The sequence below is a fragment of the Pseudoalteromonas sp. CF6-2 genome (assembly GCF_021729425.1).
GTDB classification, from domain to species: domain Bacteria; phylum Pseudomonadota; class Gammaproteobacteria; order Enterobacterales; family Alteromonadaceae; genus Pseudoalteromonas; species Pseudoalteromonas arabiensis.
This window is the reverse complement of record NZ_CP091443.1, coordinates 809,965-826,286: the sequence shown is the minus strand read 5'-3', so window position 1 is coordinate 826,286 and position 16,322 is coordinate 809,965. Positions and strand designations below refer to the sequence as shown.

At 40.3% G+C, this 16,322-nt stretch carries 14 protein-coding genes; 5 read left to right on the top strand and 9 right to left on the bottom strand.

From position 1 onward, the window contains the following. Position 1 precedes the first annotated feature (1 nt). Both L3Q70_RS20320 and dgt read right to left on the bottom strand, forming a co-directional pair. Positions 2–2,245, bottom strand: coding sequence for a hypothetical protein (locus L3Q70_RS20320; RefSeq protein WP_237115483.1), 2,244 nt, complete (start codon positions 2,243–2,245; stop codon positions 2–4). A 95-nt stretch (positions 2,246–2,340) separates the two neighbouring features. Next, positions 2,341–3,798 carry a dGTPase gene (dgt, locus tag L3Q70_RS20315; protein WP_237115482.1) on the bottom strand — a complete coding sequence of 486 codons (1,458 nt, stop codon included), beginning with the start codon at positions 3,796–3,798 and terminating at the stop codon, positions 2,341–2,343. A 266-nt stretch (positions 3,799–4,064) separates the two neighbouring features. Between dgt and L3Q70_RS20310 the strand changes: the two genes are divergently transcribed. Beyond that, positions 4,065–5,255: an ectonucleotide pyrophosphatase/phosphodiesterase gene (locus L3Q70_RS20310; protein ID WP_237115481.1), complete on the top strand. Its 1,191-nt coding sequence runs from the start codon at positions 4,065–4,067 to the stop codon at positions 5,253–5,255. Between the two features lie 18 nt (positions 5,256–5,273). Here the strand turns inward: L3Q70_RS20310 and L3Q70_RS20305 are convergent, their stop codons facing one another. Beyond that, complete coding sequence (locus L3Q70_RS20305; protein ID WP_062567762.1) at positions 5,274–5,810, bottom strand: hypothetical protein; 537 nt, start codon at positions 5,808–5,810, stop codon at positions 5,274–5,276. 196 nt (positions 5,811–6,006) lie between these two features. Between L3Q70_RS20305 and L3Q70_RS20300 the strand changes: the two genes are divergently transcribed. After that, positions 6,007–6,963 carry a RimK family alpha-L-glutamate ligase gene (locus tag L3Q70_RS20300; RefSeq protein ID WP_237115480.1) on the top strand — a complete coding sequence of 319 codons (957 nt, stop codon included), beginning with the start codon at positions 6,007–6,009 and terminating at the stop codon, positions 6,961–6,963. On the opposite strand, the gene L3Q70_RS20295 is transcribed toward L3Q70_RS20300, so the two are convergent. From L3Q70_RS20295 to L3Q70_RS20280, 4 genes are read right to left on the bottom strand one after another with little or no spacing between them, the layout of a single operon-like run. Then, positions 6,960–8,282: an ATP-binding protein gene (locus L3Q70_RS20295; RefSeq protein ID WP_237115479.1), complete on the bottom strand. Its 1,323-nt coding sequence runs from the start codon at positions 8,280–8,282 to the stop codon at positions 6,960–6,962. The two genes, L3Q70_RS20300 and L3Q70_RS20295, sit on opposite strands and share 4 nt — an antisense overlap. Beyond that, complete coding sequence (locus tag L3Q70_RS20290; RefSeq protein WP_062567759.1) at positions 8,282–8,965, bottom strand: response regulator transcription factor; 684 nt, start codon at positions 8,963–8,965, stop codon at positions 8,282–8,284. Before L3Q70_RS20290 ends, L3Q70_RS20295 begins: the two co-directional genes overlap by 1 nt. After that, positions 8,965–9,498: a hypothetical protein gene (locus tag L3Q70_RS20285; RefSeq protein WP_157066162.1), complete on the bottom strand. Its 534-nt coding sequence runs from the start codon at positions 9,496–9,498 to the stop codon at positions 8,965–8,967. The genes L3Q70_RS20290 and L3Q70_RS20285 overlap by 1 nt, the downstream gene beginning before the upstream one ends. Positions 9,499–9,555: 57 nt before the next feature. After that, positions 9,556–10,860, bottom strand: coding sequence for a DUF5666 domain-containing protein (locus tag L3Q70_RS20280; protein WP_237115478.1), 1,305 nt, complete (start codon positions 10,858–10,860; stop codon positions 9,556–9,558). A 219-nt stretch (positions 10,861–11,079) separates the two neighbouring features. Between L3Q70_RS20280 and L3Q70_RS20275 the strand changes: the two genes are divergently transcribed. Both L3Q70_RS20275 and L3Q70_RS20270 read left to right on the top strand, forming a co-directional pair. Further along, a complete protein-coding gene (locus L3Q70_RS20275; RefSeq protein WP_237115477.1) occupies positions 11,080–12,228 on the top strand; it encodes a benzoate/H(+) symporter BenE family transporter in 1,149 nt (382 codons plus the stop codon). Positions 12,229–12,245: 17 nt separating this feature from the next. After that, complete coding sequence (locus L3Q70_RS20270; RefSeq protein ID WP_062567755.1) at positions 12,246–12,557, top strand: cupin; 312 nt, start codon at positions 12,246–12,248, stop codon at positions 12,555–12,557. A 38-nt stretch (positions 12,558–12,595) separates the two neighbouring features. Here the strand turns inward: L3Q70_RS20270 and hemH are convergent, their stop codons facing one another. Further along, positions 12,596–13,618, bottom strand: coding sequence for a ferrochelatase (gene hemH, locus L3Q70_RS20265; RefSeq protein WP_062567754.1), 1,023 nt, complete (start codon positions 13,616–13,618; stop codon positions 12,596–12,598). A 79-nt stretch (positions 13,619–13,697) separates the two neighbouring features. Beyond that, entirely contained in the window at positions 13,698–15,002 is a 1,305-nt protein-coding gene (locus L3Q70_RS20260) for an HD domain-containing phosphohydrolase (RefSeq protein WP_062567753.1), read from the bottom strand. 99 nt (positions 15,003–15,101) lie between these two features. On the opposite strand from L3Q70_RS20260, the gene L3Q70_RS20255 reads away from it, so the two are divergent. After that, positions 15,102–16,052 (top strand): ATP-binding protein, encoded by a 951-nt coding sequence (locus L3Q70_RS20255; RefSeq protein ID WP_237115476.1) that lies wholly within the window; start codon positions 15,102–15,104, stop codon positions 16,050–16,052. Positions 16,053–16,322 lie beyond the last annotated feature (270 nt).

Here is a 16,322-nt window from a genome sequence, read left to right as displayed (position 1 = left end):
GCTAATCATCTGTTTTGAGTTGTTTCGCTCTGTTTTCTGCGTCAATAAGCGCTTGTGATTTAGGCTGTTTTTCTTTACTTTCAATCTGCGGCTTTTCGGTTGAGTTGGGATCCCACGTAGGGTCTAGCGACAAGTTAGCAAAAGGGTTTGTTGAGCTCGTTTCTTTTGTTTGTTCATCACTGATCCCTTGAGGCATGTCACTCTCATCTAAAGATAGTGTATCGTCATCATTATCTGGCAGGTTAGTGTCAGTCATAATGGGTGCCGTCTTTGGCTCATCAGCAAGCGCAGTTGTATTTTGTTGCAGCTCCTGTTCAAGTGTTTGCAGGGCTTTTGCTAAGTCATCATCGCTTATGTCATCGTCAGTAAGCGTAATTGTTGCAGGTTCGGGTAAGTGTTCAGGCTCATCTATTGCGCCTGTAAAAGACAGATCGTCATCTACTAAAGATGACAAATCGTACTCAGGTACGTCATCTTTTAGAGGTTGATCAACGCTTTTATATTCATCAAACCCAAAAGAGCTACGTGTACTGGTAAACTCGGGTTCATCATCGAGCTCTGGCTTAATGTCGTTGTCTAACTCATTATTACCTAACTCATCATCTAATTCGGTATTATCTGACTCGTCGTATGTCGGCGCCGTTTCTACTGGCTCAGAGGTGTTGTACTCGTCAAACCCAAAAGAGCTGCGTGTACTGGTAAACTCTTGCTCATCATCGAGCTCTGGCTTAACCTCGTTGTCTTGCTCATTATTACCTAACTCATCACCTAACTCGGTATTATTTGACTCGTCATAAATGGGCGTTGTTTCTGCTGGCTCAGAGGTGTTGTACTCATCAAACCCAAAAGAGCTGCGTGTATTGGTAAACTCTGGCTCATCATCGAGCTCTGGTCTAATGTTGCTGTCTTGCTCATCATTGCCTAACTCATCACCTAATTCGGTATTATTTAACTCTTCGTATGTCGGCGTTGTTTCTGCTGGTTCTGAGGTGTTGTACTCATCAAACCCAAAAGAGCTGCGTGTACTGGTAAACTCAGGCTCATCATCGAGCTCTGGTTTAATGTCGTTGTCTTGCTCATTATTACCTAACTTATCACCTAATTCGGTATTATCTGACTCGGGGTAAATGGGCGTTGCTTCTTCTGGTTCAGAGGTGTTGTACTCGTCAAATCCAAATGAGCTGCGTGAGCTTTCAAGTTCATCACTTTGAATTGATTCATCGTTCTGTATTTCTTCGTGGCTAATTTCAAGCTCGTTGAATTCATGCGCATGGGCAAAGTCAGTTGCTTGCTCTTCGGTGCTTATGAAGGCACTTTGTTCGTCGTGTTCAGCATTTAAGCGTGCAAATTCAGACCATTCTTCATCATCGGACGTTGTCGTTTTCGTGTTAAATGTGTCATTAAATGCTCTCTCAAACTCATCTTCGTAGCGTGGTTGTGATTCTGCTGAGCTTGTTTCATCTTCATTTAATGCTTGTTGCGCTTTTATTTTGGCACTTGCAGCTTGAGCTTGAAGCAAGGTGTTTTCAAGTTCAGCATTTGAGTCAGATTGTTTACTCTTACGAAGGCGCAAAATAAATAGGCCACCAACTAAAAGCACCAATAACACAAGCAGGCTTGGCATCAATAATGAGTTTGATGAGCTTGGTTCTGGTGTTTGTACTATAACCGGAGCCGGTTTTTTAGCAGGCTCTATAGCTTGATTTGCGTCGTTTTTATTTGCAGCAGGAGCTTGTGGCTCTGTGTTTGTAATTGGTGCCGCCTCAGTCACTGACTCTGTTGCTGGTGGCAGTTTAGGCATTGACTGGCTATCGTTATCTTGTTGAACCGGCTCACTGTTATTAAGCTCAGAACTGAGTGAAGAGTCAGTTAATTCTGGCTCTGCTGGTTGTTGTGTTTGTTGTACTGGCTCTACAGGCGCTTGTTGAACAGGTGCTTGAGCAGGAACATCTTCAGTAGCACCTTTAATCGCACCTGAGTGCTCGGTTATGCTTGTTTTAGGTGGTGTCGGTGTTGCTTCTGAAGTGAGCTTTTGTAGCGCGGCGGTATTATTAACTGGGGTCGGGTTTTTACAGTTTTTTTCAAAATTTCTGGCCGCTGAGCGATAATTTCGGTTGCTGGTATTATCGCGGTATTCATGCATTTGTTGTTTTAACAAAATACACATTGCTTCGTTGTACTGGGCACTACTGGTAAAGCTAAGACCAGCAAATAACAAAAAAAGGGTCGTTTTTATAATTGACATAGATTCCTGACCAGTGAAGTTTAGCTGGTGACTATATATTGAATTATTTTAAGCTTAGTCGACTAATTTATCCACATTTGGTTAACAAATTAGGTTTATTCGAGAACCATTAAAGCGCGATATTCATCGTAAGCAAATTGGTCAGTCATACCGCTGATATAATCTTGAACTAAGCGACAACGATAATAAAACTCATAAGCTGCATAGTGACCAGGCTCAGCTTTAAGCGCATCTATGGCTTTTTGGTAGCTGTTTAAGTGCTTGTTAGAAAGTTTTTTAACAAGTCTACTTTCAATAAGTAAGTTGTTATCGCCTTTTAATGCTCGCTTAAAGCTATCGTGATCAAGTGCTAGCAAAGGTTTATAGCAATCAAGTAAGCCGCTAATGATACGGTAACCTTGAAGTTCAAGTCGTTCAACTTCTTTGTGGCAGAATACGTGGTTAAGCGCGACCTGTTTCAGCGTTTTTGTTACGGCATGTAAGTGGCTGCGATCCTCAAGCAGTGCTTGATTAAAATCGCCATGGTAAATAGCTTCAATATTTTTGATAAAGCGCTCAGCAGCATAATTTACTAAAGGATGTAGTAAGGTTACTCGCAGGTAAATAAAGAATTCGCTGTTAAAGTTATATGGCTGCTCAGCGGCTTTACTTAGTGCGTAATCAATTGCTTTTTCTGCAAAGTCACCGTGTTTCGTATTGTCTAATGTCAGGTTTGTGAGCGTTTTGATATATTGTTCTTTTAGCTTGTCACAAAGTATATCGACACTAATGATGCCTTTTTCTACTGCATCTTCTATGTCGGCAAGGCAGTACGAAATATCGTCAGCAGCTTCCATTATATAACTTGCAGGGTGTCGGCAATATTGCTCTATTTCAAGCTCTGTTTGTAATGCGTCTATGAAGGTTTTTTCGCTAAAATAGTAGCCGACTTTTTTCATCAAATAATCTTTGTTAGTCGGACTATCTTTTTTAGACATACTGGCAGGGCGGGTGTATTTTAAAATACCAGCGGTTTGGCTGTAGGTTAAATTTAGTGACAATAAAGAATGAACTATACGAATACCTTGTGCATTACCTTCAAAGCTTTTTATATCTTGCGCAAGGTGTTTAAAAATAACACTTATGCCAACCGCTTTACATGGCTCAGGAACAAGTTCATCTAAATGCTTAGCAAACCACTGATTAATAGCAGCCTCACCAAAGTGACCAAAAGGCGGGTTGCCAATATCGTGCATTAAGCAGGCCATTTCAATGAGGCTTTCTAAAGGCCTTTCTAGCCCTTTAAGGCCATACTCTTTTTGCTGAGCATCGCTTAATTTATTAAAAATTGTTTGTACTATAAAGCGACCAACTTGCTGTACTTCGAGCGAGTGAGTTAAGCGCGAGCGCACAGCAGCATTACGCTCAAGCGGAAACACTTGAGTTTTTTGCTGTAAACGGCGAATGGCTGCGCTATTAATAATGCGACCACGGTCGCTTTCAAGCGCTGTATGTAAATTATTGGTAGAGCGCATTTCACGAGCGAGTGTTATTTTTTTTCGAAAATCGATCATTTCTATTCCTACCAAGTAAATTACAGTCGTGGTGATTACTTTTGGTGATTTTAAAGATTAAATTTAATCTAACAGCTTGTATCATAAATTAAAATATTAGTTTTAAGTTATAATTTTAGTTTGCGTACTTTGCTCAAACTACTTGCTATTAAATGATTGTACTTAGTTACGCGCTAAAAAGTCGCTGTGGCTATGATCACAAAATTTTAAAGTGAGTTAGATACACTAACTTAATGACTTAAAAAATTAATTTACAAGGATTCTTAATGCGTATTTGGCCTTTTATTTTTTTCGCTTTACTGGCATCCAGTGCAGTGGTTAAAGCTGCTGAAGAACAGAGTGTTGTACTTATTTCGATTGACGGATTCCGTTGGGATTATATTGAAAAACATGATGCTAAAAATCTAAAAATAATCAGTGAACAGGGCGTACGAGCCACCAAAATGCGCCCTGTGTATCCGACGAAAACCTTTCCTAATCACGTGTCTATCATTACTGGTTTATTGCCAGTCAACCACGGTATTGTTGATAACCGTTTTTGTGATACTGAGCGTAATGAGTGCTACAAAATGGGTAAGGGTAAAGATGACAGCACTTGGCTGAATGGTATTCCGCTTTGGAATCTTGCACAAATGCAAGGTGTAAAAGCAGCTACTTATTTTTGGCCAGAGTCTGATGCGCGCTTTAATGGCATGTTACCTGATTACTTTTATCATTATTCTAAACACAGTGATTACCAAAAGCGTGTTGATCAAATTATTCAGTGGTTAAGCTTGCCAAAAGCGCAGCGCCCGCGTTTGGTGGTAAGCTATTTTTCGTTAGTGGATAGCTTGGGGCATGAGTATGGCCCAGATGCACAACAGACATACGATGCGGTTCAACAGCTAGATAGTTTAATGGCTGACTTGCACACGCGTTTAAAAGCGCTTGATGAAAATATTAACTTAGTGATTGTGTCTGATCATGGTATGGCATCTGTTGATCCAAGCATGAGCATCAAAATAGATAGTCTGCCAAAAGACGATAATTTTATGGTGCAAAACACCGGTCCTCGCGTTTTGTACTATGCAAAACCAAATAGCAAAGCAGACATCAAGGGTTTTAGTAAAAAGCTTGCTAAAGCAGAAGATGGCCGTTATATCGTTTTAACTGACCAGCAAAAGCGCGATTATTATTACGATAAAGGCCCTCGGGTTGGTGATATTGTTTTACAAACCACAGCACCGCGCGTATTTACTGATAGTAAAATGGCTTCTTATTTAGGTACGCATGGCTATGCATACACAGATGATATGGCCGCGACGTTTATTGCCACGGGCCCTGCATTTAAACGACATGTACAGCTAGATGAAGTGAATAACTTAGATGTGTATCCGCTTATTGCGAAACTATTAGGACTGAAAATTTTAAGCCCAATCGACAGTGATGGTGAAACTTTGTGGCCAGCAATTAAATAAAAAGTTTAAATGGCTAGGTTAAATTTTTGAAACCCAGCCAAACTCGCCAAAGCTTTCAAATTTATAACTCTTATCGCCAGCGTTAAACTGCCCTTGCAGCGTGTTGTCGGTAAGAGTCATTACAGCTTGATGAAATGCGTTAGTGTGATCATTCACCTTGCCAAACACACTGCGGTTACCATTACTTGCTTCAATAATATTGGTTATTTCGACAGTATAACTTTGATGCTCGTCAACGATAAGAATGAAGTTATCACCGGATTGCAGTGTTTTTAGAGTGCCAAGGTCAAACTTGCTAAACGTTGTATTATTGAGCCTTTTAGGCAAACGGCCTTGTTTATAAAGATAATCGTGTGCACGATTTGAAAGCTGATTAAGTGGTGCTGTTAGGTTAACAACGGGCTGCGGAATCGTGTGTTTAGCCAGCGTATCATTGGAAACAAAAAGCTCCTCAGCATTAGACTGTAACTTAAAGGCACCACTTTGAATATGCCATTCATTTAAGGCAAATACGCTCAGTGGAATAATGAAGATTAATGCAAGCGTCCTGTTCACATGTTTCTCTAATCGGGTTTATTGTTAACTTACTGTGACTTTTTACCTCAATTTAACAATGTGGTCAATGTTTATTCAGTTTGTAGTCATTTTTATCATCGTAACGATAAAATTAACTTGTTTTACTCACTCTCCGATGATGAGCATAATCCGCGTTTTTTTGTCACCGAAACTCCAATATTAGAGGTACCGACTTATGCGCGGGTGGATCATTTATAAAGATAGCCAAGGCTTGTTAAAGCAAGAAACTTACGAAGTTGAACGTTTACTTGCAGCGGCGAAAGAGGAAGGCATTGATTTACAAGTTTATTCGCCTGATCAGTTTGATTTAACGATCACTCGTGAAGATGGTAAAAGTATTTTGATTGATGGTCACTCTGTACAGTTGCCTGACTTTGTGATTCCTCGTATGGGCGCGAGCACAACCTATTTTGCATTGGCAATTATCCGCCACCTTGAGCGTTTAGGCGTGTATTGCGTGAATAGCTCGCAGTCAATCGAAACGGTGAAAGACAAGTTATTTGCGCAGCAAATTTTAGCTGAGTGTAATTTACCAACCCCCAACACTATGCTCGTTAAGTTTCCAGTTAATATTGATTTAGTTGAAAAACAAATCGGTTTTCCTGTGGTGATTAAAACGTTATCAGGCTCGCAAGGCAGTGGCGTATTTTTATCAAAATCAAAAGAAGAGTTTGATGATTTAATGCAGTTAATTGAGGCTGCAAATCCACAAGCAAACATTATTTTGCAGCAGTTTGTTAAGTCAAGTCACGGTCGTGATTTGCGAGTACTTACTATCGGTGGCCGTGCTGTTGCTTGTATGGAACGTAACTCGAAGGGCAAAAACTTTAAAGCCAATGTCAGTGCCGGTGGTACTGGTAAGTCATTTCCGATAACCCCAGAGATCGAATGGCTTGCAACACAAACTGCGAATGTACTTAACCTTGATGTGGCGGGCATTGATTTATTATTTGATGAGCAACATTTCAAAATATGCGAAGCAAACTCAAGCCCAGGCTTTGAAGGTTTAGAAGGGGCGTTGGGAATTGATGTTGCAAAAGAGATTTTGCACTTTATTCGTATCCGTTTAGGTATTTTTGATAAGCCTGAACAGCTTGAGAATGTAGAGAAAGCAGCAGAGGATGCCGCTTAATCATTGGTTATTTTTACACAAAAGCCATTGTCTGAGCTAAGCGATAAATTTAGCTTATGGCGGTTGCAAATTGCTTTGACTGTTGCAAGGCCTAAACCAAACCCTTCATGTTGACGAGCTGGATCACTGCGATAAAAGCGCTTAGTTAGTTGCTTTAAATCTTGCTCGTTAACGCCTTTACCATTATCGGTGACTGAAAGACTTTTCTCATCAAGTGCTAATGTGATGGTCGCGCCTTTACCTGCGTATTTTATGGCATTTTCAACGAGGTTAAATATTGCTTGGAAGATGAGGTTTTTATCGCCGTTTAATTGCCAAGGAGAAGTGATATTTACACAAATTATTTGGTCATTTTGTTCTGCGCTGGGTTGTAATATCTCACATACATCGTGAGTAAGCTGGCTACTGTCGATTGTTTCAAGTTTCAATGGAAACTGCCCATGCTCAAGACGCGTGAGTTTAAGCATGGCATCAAATGTATTAATAATATTATTGAGTTGCTCAAGCTCATAACCCATTTGGGGTTGATCTTCTAAGCGCTTTTCTATGTTAAGCTTTAATCGTGTCAGTGGGGTTTTTAAGTCATGGGCAATGTTGTCGGTTATACCCTGCACGAGTGCGAAATTTTCTTCTACAGCATCAAGCATGGTATTTATATGTGCTGCTAAGCGGTCGAATTCATCGCCTTTACTTTTATGAGACAGGCGCGCACTCAAGTCGCCATTTTGTACTTGTTCGGCAGTTTCATTAAAATAATTAACACGGCGTAAATGCCGGCGAGAAAATAAATATCCAAATAGACCTGTCAGCACGATGGCTATAATGAAAGTCCAGCTAGCGATAGATTTAAAGTCGACAATTAAGCGTTGTAAATGCTCTGTGGCGGTGGCAAGTACAATATCACCATGATGTGTTTTAACTTTGCCAGTTGTTAGTAGACGGATTTGTCCGCGCCCGGTATCAAGAACAGGAAAAACAATGGTTTGCGGTAGTGCGGGAATGTTATCAGGCAAAAAACTGAGCTGCTGGCTTTGTTCATACTCGCTTTGCCAAAAAATTAAAATTTCACCTTCGTTTCTAAATACATCAAGTTGTTGAAAAAAGCTTCCTTTGTCAAACTCTGAAGCAAGTGCTTCGATACGTGTTTTTTCAGCATCAAGACGCCTTTCAACTTGGCGGCTTTGTTCACCCAGTAATAACTGATAGATAAGTATAATCGCGAGCAGTAAAGTAACCGCTGTGATTGCTGCAAACGCGAGCGTTAAACGCCAGACGGAGCTTTTTCTAGGGTCGAACAAACGCAGGCCATGTTCATTCATCAACTTACATTCGCCTTTAACCTGTAGCCTACACCACGTACTGTTTCTATTTCTAATTGTGCAGATGCCTCAGCAAGTTTTTTACGAAGCCTTGCAATATGAACATCAATCACGTTGGTACCTGGATCAAAGTGATACTCCCAAACCGACTCAAATAATAGAGTACGGGTGACGAGTTTATTTTGATGATCAAGTAAATATCTAAGTAGTTTAAATTCTTTGGGTTGTAAGTTGAGTGTTTTGCCATTTACGTCAACCCGTTGATCACTATAATCAAGCGTTAGGTTAGCAAGATTAATTTTTGTAGTTAACGGTGCGTGGAAGGTATGTCGTTTTATTAAGTTTTCTACTCGAATAGCCAGTTCTGAAAATGAGAAAGGCTTGGTTAAGTAGTCATCTCCGCCTGCTTTTAAACCTGTTACCCTGTCATCAACTTTATCGAGCGCCGATAAAATCAATACAGGGGTCGTTTTTCCTGTAGCTCTAAGTGCTAGTAATACTTGCAAACCATCAAGCTTAGGAAGCATGCGATCAAGTACAATAGCGTCGTAGTGCTCACAAGTTGCCAGCATAAGCCCTTGTTGGCCGTCTTCTGCACAATCGAGTGTGTAGCCTTGCTCGACAAAGGCTTTGTATAAAAACTCACGATTTTGTTGGTCGTCCTCAACCAATAACAGTTTCATTAATTGCCCCAGCGAAGTAATGGCAAGTTCTTACCCGTTTCAAGATCAATGGCTTTTTTGTGTCGCCCTTTATCTGTTACAAACGTGGCGACCATATAGGAAATACCCATGTCTTGCTCTAATTGAGCTTCAATTAGGTAATGGGTCGGTTCGTCATCCAACTGTTTGACCAGACCATGCAATGTATACCCTTTTTTAGTCATCAGGTTTGCAGCCGCAATTTCTTCTTGTTCATCTAATTCTGGCTGTTCGTATTCTTGTTCAATGATGTGTCCTGATTGGTCAAGAAGTAACTCGATAAAACGTTGTTTTTTTGTTTGGTAGAGCGTGACCTCATAAACACGTTGACCCTTTTCTATTTCAAACTCAAATTCAACAATAACCGCATTTTTAGCGTAGCGTTGTTCGATACCAAATAGCACATCGATTGGTGCAGGTGCAGAGCTTGAATCCAGCATATTGAAAATGGCTGAGCTGGCAGCAAAAGCAAGGCCTGAAATTAAACATAAGCAAGTTAGAAGTAGTTTTTTCATAGTGTTTCGATATTGGTTAGGCAGCACATTTAGCGCTGCCATTATTAAATTTTACTGTTAATCATCAAGTTGGCATGCACGTACAATATTATCTTGTACCCACTGGCATTCTAGGTCAACATATTGCTCTGTAAAGCTCGCTAAGCTGTTATCTTCGCTAATATAGCCAAATAAGCTCGCTTGTTGTGATGCATTGGCAGTCACTATGCCTTTCAACTCCAGTAACTCATTGCTGTTGTCACGCTCGACTTCACTGACAATATAGTTTTGACCGTCAATAATCCCTTCAAGCTCTAACCATTCACCTGAAAGTGTATCTGCTGTTAACTCATCTTCAAACACCGTTCTGTTTGTTACTTGTAAGTTGAGCCCGTTGATAGTGACGTTTCCATCACTGTAGTTGGCAAGACCAGAAACACTAAAGCTAGGGGTTGAACTTGGCGCAGTATGGCTTTTCTCAAGATCGATTTCGTGAGCTACGAACCAGTTATTAGCTTGTTGCCATAAGGCATCTACTTCAATTGTATCTCCAATCGCTAATGTTGTGCGGGTAATGTCTTCGAACGTGGTTTGTTCTGTGATACTAACTTGCCACTGATTATTCAGCGTAACGAGGGTGATGTCATTATTAATAAACGTAATTGTGCCGTGTAATTCTGTGTCAGTATTGTCATTGCCTTCAAAATTGTGCTCAGCGTCAACCTCGTGTGCAATGATTAATTTTCCATCTAGGTAACCTTCTAGCTCAACATATTGGTTATTTTGTAATGTGCCGTCTATATCTGCATGTTGGTATTGAATGGTTAAATTACCTAATTTAAATGTAGATGCTGCGGTATTTAACTCAGTAATGAAGCCTTCGAGCTCCAATTCTGCATTATTAGTTAATGGTTGTTGGTAGGTAACTGTAAATTCACTGTGGTTATTGTTGTAACCACTTAGCTCAACAAGGCTGCCATCTGACAGGTTTTCTGTCTTTAGGTTATTTAGTTTGATCCCTGCAATGGTTGCGCCTTGTTCGTTAATACTGATAGGTCCTTTGAAGCTTGGATCGTAGTCAATCTCTGTTGCTTCTTTTCCATTCGTTTCAACTTCTACCATCATACCAATTTTTAGATCTTTGATTGATGCGCGATTGTCATCAATTTCAATGTCAGCATTATTAGCTGCAATTTGATGCTGATTAACGGTAATACTGGTATCAGATAGCGCACTAACCTCACCGACTAATAAACTAGGAAGGGTAAGCGTATTTTGTGCTGGTTGCTCATTGTTACCACTACTGCCACAGCCAGTAAGGAGTGCGCTGATTGTCGCTAATGTGATAATAGATAAGTGATTCTGATTGCTTAGTTTAGTCATGATTAGTCCTTAAATTAGTCAGTGTTTGTAGTTTAACTAAGCAAGGATTGCTACAAGGTGGAGAGCAAATTAAATTTTGTTAATGTTTGCAGCGAGAACTAACGTTGGTTCTGTATAGTAAATAAATCTTAAAATACTACAAAAGTGTACAGTGTCATTGTGTACGCCTTGCGATAAGGTAGGTTTTTATCTGCATATTTTGCAAGGAGTTTACCCTTTATGAGTCAACTGATCAGTCGAGCAACTGCGGGCCTAGTAGCGGTAATTATTGGTTTTACCAGCTCAATTGCCTTGATTTATCAATTAGTCATGGTGCTAGGTGGTACGCCTGATTTGGTGGCCAGTTGGGTACTTATGCTAGGCCTTGCGATGGGAGCAAGCTCTATTGCGTTGTCATATTACTATAAGGTTCCTATTTTAATTGCGTGGTCGACAACGGGGGCAGCATTACTTATTTCAAGCGCACAAGGTTATACCTTAAATCAAGCTGTTGGAGCGTTTATGTTCTCGGCAGTATTGGTGTTTTTATGCGGGATCACTGGTATTTTTGAAAGAGTGATGAACAAAATTCCGAGTCAGTTAGCGTGTGCGATGCTGGCGGGTGTTTTGGTGAATTTTGGTATAGATGTATTCAATTTTATGAATGAGCTGCCATTAGTCATTGGTGTCATGGTCGCTGTTTACTTATTTGGTAAACGTTATTTTCCGCGTTTTGCGATGTTAGCTGTTGTTGTGGTTGGCTTTTTAATGGCAGGCTTTACTGGGCAAATCGATACAAGCAGTTGGCAATGGAAATTAAGTGAGTTTGCGTTTATTGCTCCTGAGTTTGATTTAAATGCCATGATCAGCGTAGGCTTACCGCTGTTTATTGTGACGATGACATCGCAAAACTTACCGGGCATCGCTGTTTTAAAGGCTCATCAATATAAGGCGCCAGTTTCGGCGGCTTTGAATGTTACGGGGCTTTTAAATGTATTGATTGCCCCGTTTGGTGGTTACTCGATAAACTTAGCGGCAATCACCGCTGCAATTTGTATGAGCCCCGAAGCTGATAAGAACCCTGATAAACGTTATTGGGCAAGTATTGCTGGTGGTGTGTTTTATATCATCATGGCGTTACTAGCGGCAACATTAGTTGGTTTAGTAGCGAGCTTACCACAAGCACTGATTTTAGCCTTAGCGGGCATAGCCTTGTTTGCCACAATTGCCAGTAGTTTACAGCAAGCGTTAACGGAGGCTTATTATACCGAGGCAGCCATAGTGACATTTTTAGTGACGGCTTCAAACCTGACATTGTTTACCGTTGGCTCGGCGTTTTGGGGGATTGTCGCAGGAGTCATAACCTTAGTGATGACACGTAAAGATTAAGCGATGGAAATAAACCGATGAAAGTAATACGAAGCCAAGAATTTACTGCCAACCGTGCATGGGGCGCACTAGATATTGCCAATATGAATGGCATTACAACACGTCTGCATTGGACGGATGAGCCATACAAGTGGCATATCAATGATGGCGAAGAAGTGTTTGTGGTATTAAGTGGTCGGGTTGAGATGCTCTACAAGCAACAGGGTGAAGTATGCACAGAGCTACTAAGTGTTGGGGATATTTTTTATGCCAGTGTTGGTACTGAGCATGTGGCACACCCAATAGGTGAGGCGCGTATCTTGGTGATAGAAACGCAAGGGAGTGTGTGATAGTTAAGTAGGCCCTCGTTACTAGGGCCTACTTAACATTATTTTAGCGAAGGCTTAATGACTTCGTACATAGCATTGATGTGGTCATCACGCGTATTCAGTGCTGGAATATAGCGGTATTTTTCACCGCCAGCGTGTTCGAAGTTTTCGCGGTTTTCGCCCTCTAATTCTTCTAATGTTTCTAAGCAGTCGGCACTAAAGGCGGGGCTTAAAATTGCAACATCTTTGATGCCTTCTTTAGGATAGCTTTCAAGTGTGGCATCTGTGTATGGTTTTAACCATTCAGCTTTACCAAAGCGACTTTGGAAGGTGGTCACTGCAAAATCTTTTTCTAAGCCTAACTTTTCGGCAACTAGGCGTGTGGTTTGCATACAAAAACAGTAATAAGGGTCGCCGTTTTCTAAAAACAATTTGGGCGTCCCGTGGTACGAAAAGACTAGTTTTTGTGGTGTACCATGAGCGTTTAAATCCTCGCTAATACTCGCTGCTAGGGCGTCAATATAGGTTGGGTTGTCATGGTAACCATTAATAAAATGTAGCTCTGGGACCCAGCGCCATTTACGTAATACGTTCGATACAGCATCAAAAGTCGAACCGATTGTGGTGCTTGAATACTGCGGATAAAGTGGTAGCACAATCACCCGAGTAATGCCTTTTTCGCGAAGCTCTTCAAGGCCTGCTTCAATTGATGGGTTACCATAGCGCATAGCCATAACAACCTCAGTATCTTGATGACCTTTTTCTTTTAAAAGAGCCGCCAGCTTTTTGCTTTGCTCGCGGGTTGTATGTGTTAATGGTGAGCCGTTTTCAGTCCAAATACTTTTATAAAGTGCTGCAGAGCGTTTTGGACGAAGTGTCAGTACAAAGCAATACAGAATGATCATCCAAATAAAACGTGGGATCTCGACAATACGTGGATCAGATAAAAATTCGCGTAAGTACGTTCTCAGTGCCGCTGTTGTTGGAGCATCAGGACTCCCTAAATTGGTCAATAAAATGCCCGTTTTTTTATTGAATCTGCCGTCATGCGGCTTGTCTGTAATAGCGGAAAATCGCGACACTGAGCGCTCCTTTTGAAAGTAAACGTAATATAAATCATATTGTAACGAAGTAATGGGGTTATGTGATCACTTTTGTTCGTTAATTTTTGATCATGATTCTGAAAGGGTTTGGTTTTTTCGCTTCAAGTTGCTGAAGCTTGGCAATCGATTTCGCACCAAAGATATGACCTTTTGGCAATAACATAATGCCATCGTAATTTCTTAGTGCATGACCGAGTACCATGCCATTCTTTAGCTCATCAGCAGACAATATTTTCATACTACCCACTTGCTGATTACTTGCGCACGTAATTTTTAAACTCGCTAAGGCTTCAAGTAATTTGGGATGATAATACGTACCACTGTATAACTGTAATTGATCTAATGCGCTTTCAAATTTGTTTCCTTGTACGGTTACATTATCTACGGCTTGCCAAAAATCACGGGCGACGGCTAAGATCATTGCTGTAATTGGAATATCTTTACCTTTTAAGCCTTTGGGGATGCCTGTTCCGTTGTAATGCTCAAACTGATGGTAAATGGCTTCAGAAACATCATGCAAATGTGTTGCTGGCATGAGCATTAATTGGGCTGTACTTGGATGTGTGTAGAATATTTTTTTTTGATTTTCGGGTAATTCACGAGTCGGCGTTTTATATAGTGCTGGTTCCATAGCGAGTAAGCCTATTTGTGCTAAGTAACCTGCCATTTCGGCCATATTAATATGCTTTTGATCCAGCCCTATACTTTCTGCAATTTGTTTGCTGGTGCTGGCTATATTTTGCGCTTGTATGCCATCTAAATAAGGATTGGCATTAATAAAGTTATATAAAATTTCAAATGTTGTGCGATGTTCATGTTTTTCTCGCTCGTTTGCTTCTTCTAATTGCTTAAGCACTTTACGGATCTGCTGTGTGCGCTTTTCGACCATTTGCTCAAGGTTGTTATTGAGCTCTTTTAGTTGATTATTTTGCGCTTTTATTTGTTTTTCGAGCTGTTTATTTTTGCGTTTTAGCGCCGTTTTTTCGATACCATCATTCACTGTTCGTATCAGTAACTCGTTTTGCCATGGTTTTTGTATATAGGCGTGAATTTTTCCTTTATTAACAGCAGAGATGGTGCTGTCTATGTCAGCGTAGCCGGTGAGCAAAACACGGTGTACATCTGGAGCAATATCAAGTGTTTGTGCGAAAAAGTCAGCACCGTCCATATGTGGCATACGCATGTCGCAAATAATGACATCAAATGTGTGAGTATCGAGCAGTTTTAGTCCTTCGTTGGGAGCAAGCGCTGTTTTAACACTTAAATGATAAGACACAAGTAGCCTTTGCAAAGTGCGCAATACAATTTCATCATCATCAATGCATAAAACTTGAATATGTTCTTTTATTGCTGGTTCTGCCATAGAGGACGCACTATGAATTATCTTTAATCAATAACATAGCTTCAAATTGGGGCTTGTGCTAGGTTTTAGTAGAGATGATTTTATATTTTGAGGCTAAAAATGGATGATTTTAAACAAGCCTACTTACTTGAAAAAGCAGCCAGAGAAGAGGCTGAGCAGCTATTAGCTGATAAAAGTCGAATCCTGGTCGCGCTAAACAGTGAACTAGAACAAAAAATCATGGATTTAAAATGTCATCAGGCTTTATTCATACAAGCCGAAAAGATGGCTACTTTGGGAACTTTGTGTGCAGGCGTGGCGCACGAAATTAATAACCCATTGGCCTACAGTATGAGTAATATTGATAGTCTGAAAAGCCATTGTGCTTATTTCAGCGAATTGCTTGAACTGTGTGATGAGTTTGTATGTAGCACAACAGATAAGGAAGCATTTTGCCAACGTCTTACCCAACTAAACAAATCACATTCGTTTCGTTCTGTTTCTGATGATTTACCTGAGCTGATAAGTGACACCGCGCAAGGCCTTCAGCGAATCAGTAAAATTGTAGCTAATTTATTGGATTTTTCTCGTCCTAAAAGCCATGAAAAGCAATTTTCAGATATGACAGATGCTGTTAAAAGTGCACTAAAATTACTTGCTAACCAATTAAAGCATTGTCAATTACACACTCATTTTAGCCCTATCTCTGTAAGTTGGTGTAATTTATCTGCAATTAGCCAAGTAATTGTAAATATAGTGATTAATGCAAGCCAAGCTTGTAAAAACAATGACAATGCTAACATCATAGTATCTGTTTATGAACTTGAAGGACGCATCCATATTGATGTTGAAGATAATGGGTGTGGTATGAGTGAGCAAACTATCGCTAAAATTTATGATCCTTTTTTTACCACTAAACCAGTAGGCGAGGGCACAGGAATGGGAATGACAATGGTGTATGCAATTGTCCATGAGCATCAAGGAGAGATCGATATTCAAAGCGCTGAGGGAATGGGGTCACGAATTAGCTGTATATTTCCGGTGTTTAATCAAATTGGTTTAGAAGGTTAATCATTTATATTTTGCATTAGTATCCTTTTTTGTGTTGGTTTTTAGTGAAATTTAACCAGTGCTAATTTGTAAGTTCCGTTATTTGAAAAATTTATACCTAAGTCGTAACTTTTTTTTCTTCCATTTGCTTGGTTTGTTGATAGGATGTTTCTTAAAAGTTAACTCGCAGGCATGAGTTAGCTTTCAACACAGTGATTTTAAAATCGACTATACGTGCTTAGTGGTTACTTTCGTTTTTCTAAGGGGCGTCTCACTTTAACGAAAGTTAGC

Coding starts and splice junctions, on each gene's coding strand:
- L3Q70_RS20275 (WP_237115477.1), top strand. CDS start 11,080: ATGAGTCAACTGATCAGTCGAGCAACTGCGGGCCTAGTAGCGGTAATT.
- L3Q70_RS20290 (WP_062567759.1), bottom strand. CDS start 8,965: ATGAAACTGTTATTGGTTGAGGACGACCAACAAAATCGTGAGTTTTTA.
- L3Q70_RS20295 (WP_237115479.1), bottom strand. CDS start 8,282: ATGAATGAACATGGCCTGCGTTTGTTCGACCCTAGAAAAAGCTCCGTC.
- L3Q70_RS20260 (WP_062567753.1), bottom strand. CDS start 15,002: ATGGCAGAACCAGCAATAAAAGAACATATTCAAGTTTTATGCATTGAT.
- L3Q70_RS20300 (WP_237115480.1), top strand. CDS start 6,007: ATGCGCGGGTGGATCATTTATAAAGATAGCCAAGGCTTGTTAAAGCAA.
- dgt (WP_237115482.1), bottom strand. CDS start 3,798: ATGATCGATTTTCGAAAAAAAATAACACTCGCTCGTGAAATGCGCTCT.
- L3Q70_RS20285 (WP_157066162.1), bottom strand. CDS start 9,498: ATGAAAAAACTACTTCTAACTTGCTTATGTTTAATTTCAGGCCTTGCT.
- L3Q70_RS20320 (WP_237115483.1), bottom strand. CDS start 2,245: ATGTCAATTATAAAAACGACCCTTTTTTTGTTATTTGCTGGTCTTAGC.
- L3Q70_RS20310 (WP_237115481.1), top strand. CDS start 4,065: ATGCGTATTTGGCCTTTTATTTTTTTCGCTTTACTGGCATCCAGTGCA.
- L3Q70_RS20280 (WP_237115478.1), bottom strand. CDS start 10,860: ATGACTAAACTAAGCAATCAGAATCACTTATCTATTATCACATTAGCG.
- L3Q70_RS20255 (WP_237115476.1), top strand. CDS start 15,102: ATGGATGATTTTAAACAAGCCTACTTACTTGAAAAAGCAGCCAGAGAA.
- L3Q70_RS20270 (WP_062567755.1), top strand. CDS start 12,246: ATGAAAGTAATACGAAGCCAAGAATTTACTGCCAACCGTGCATGGGGC.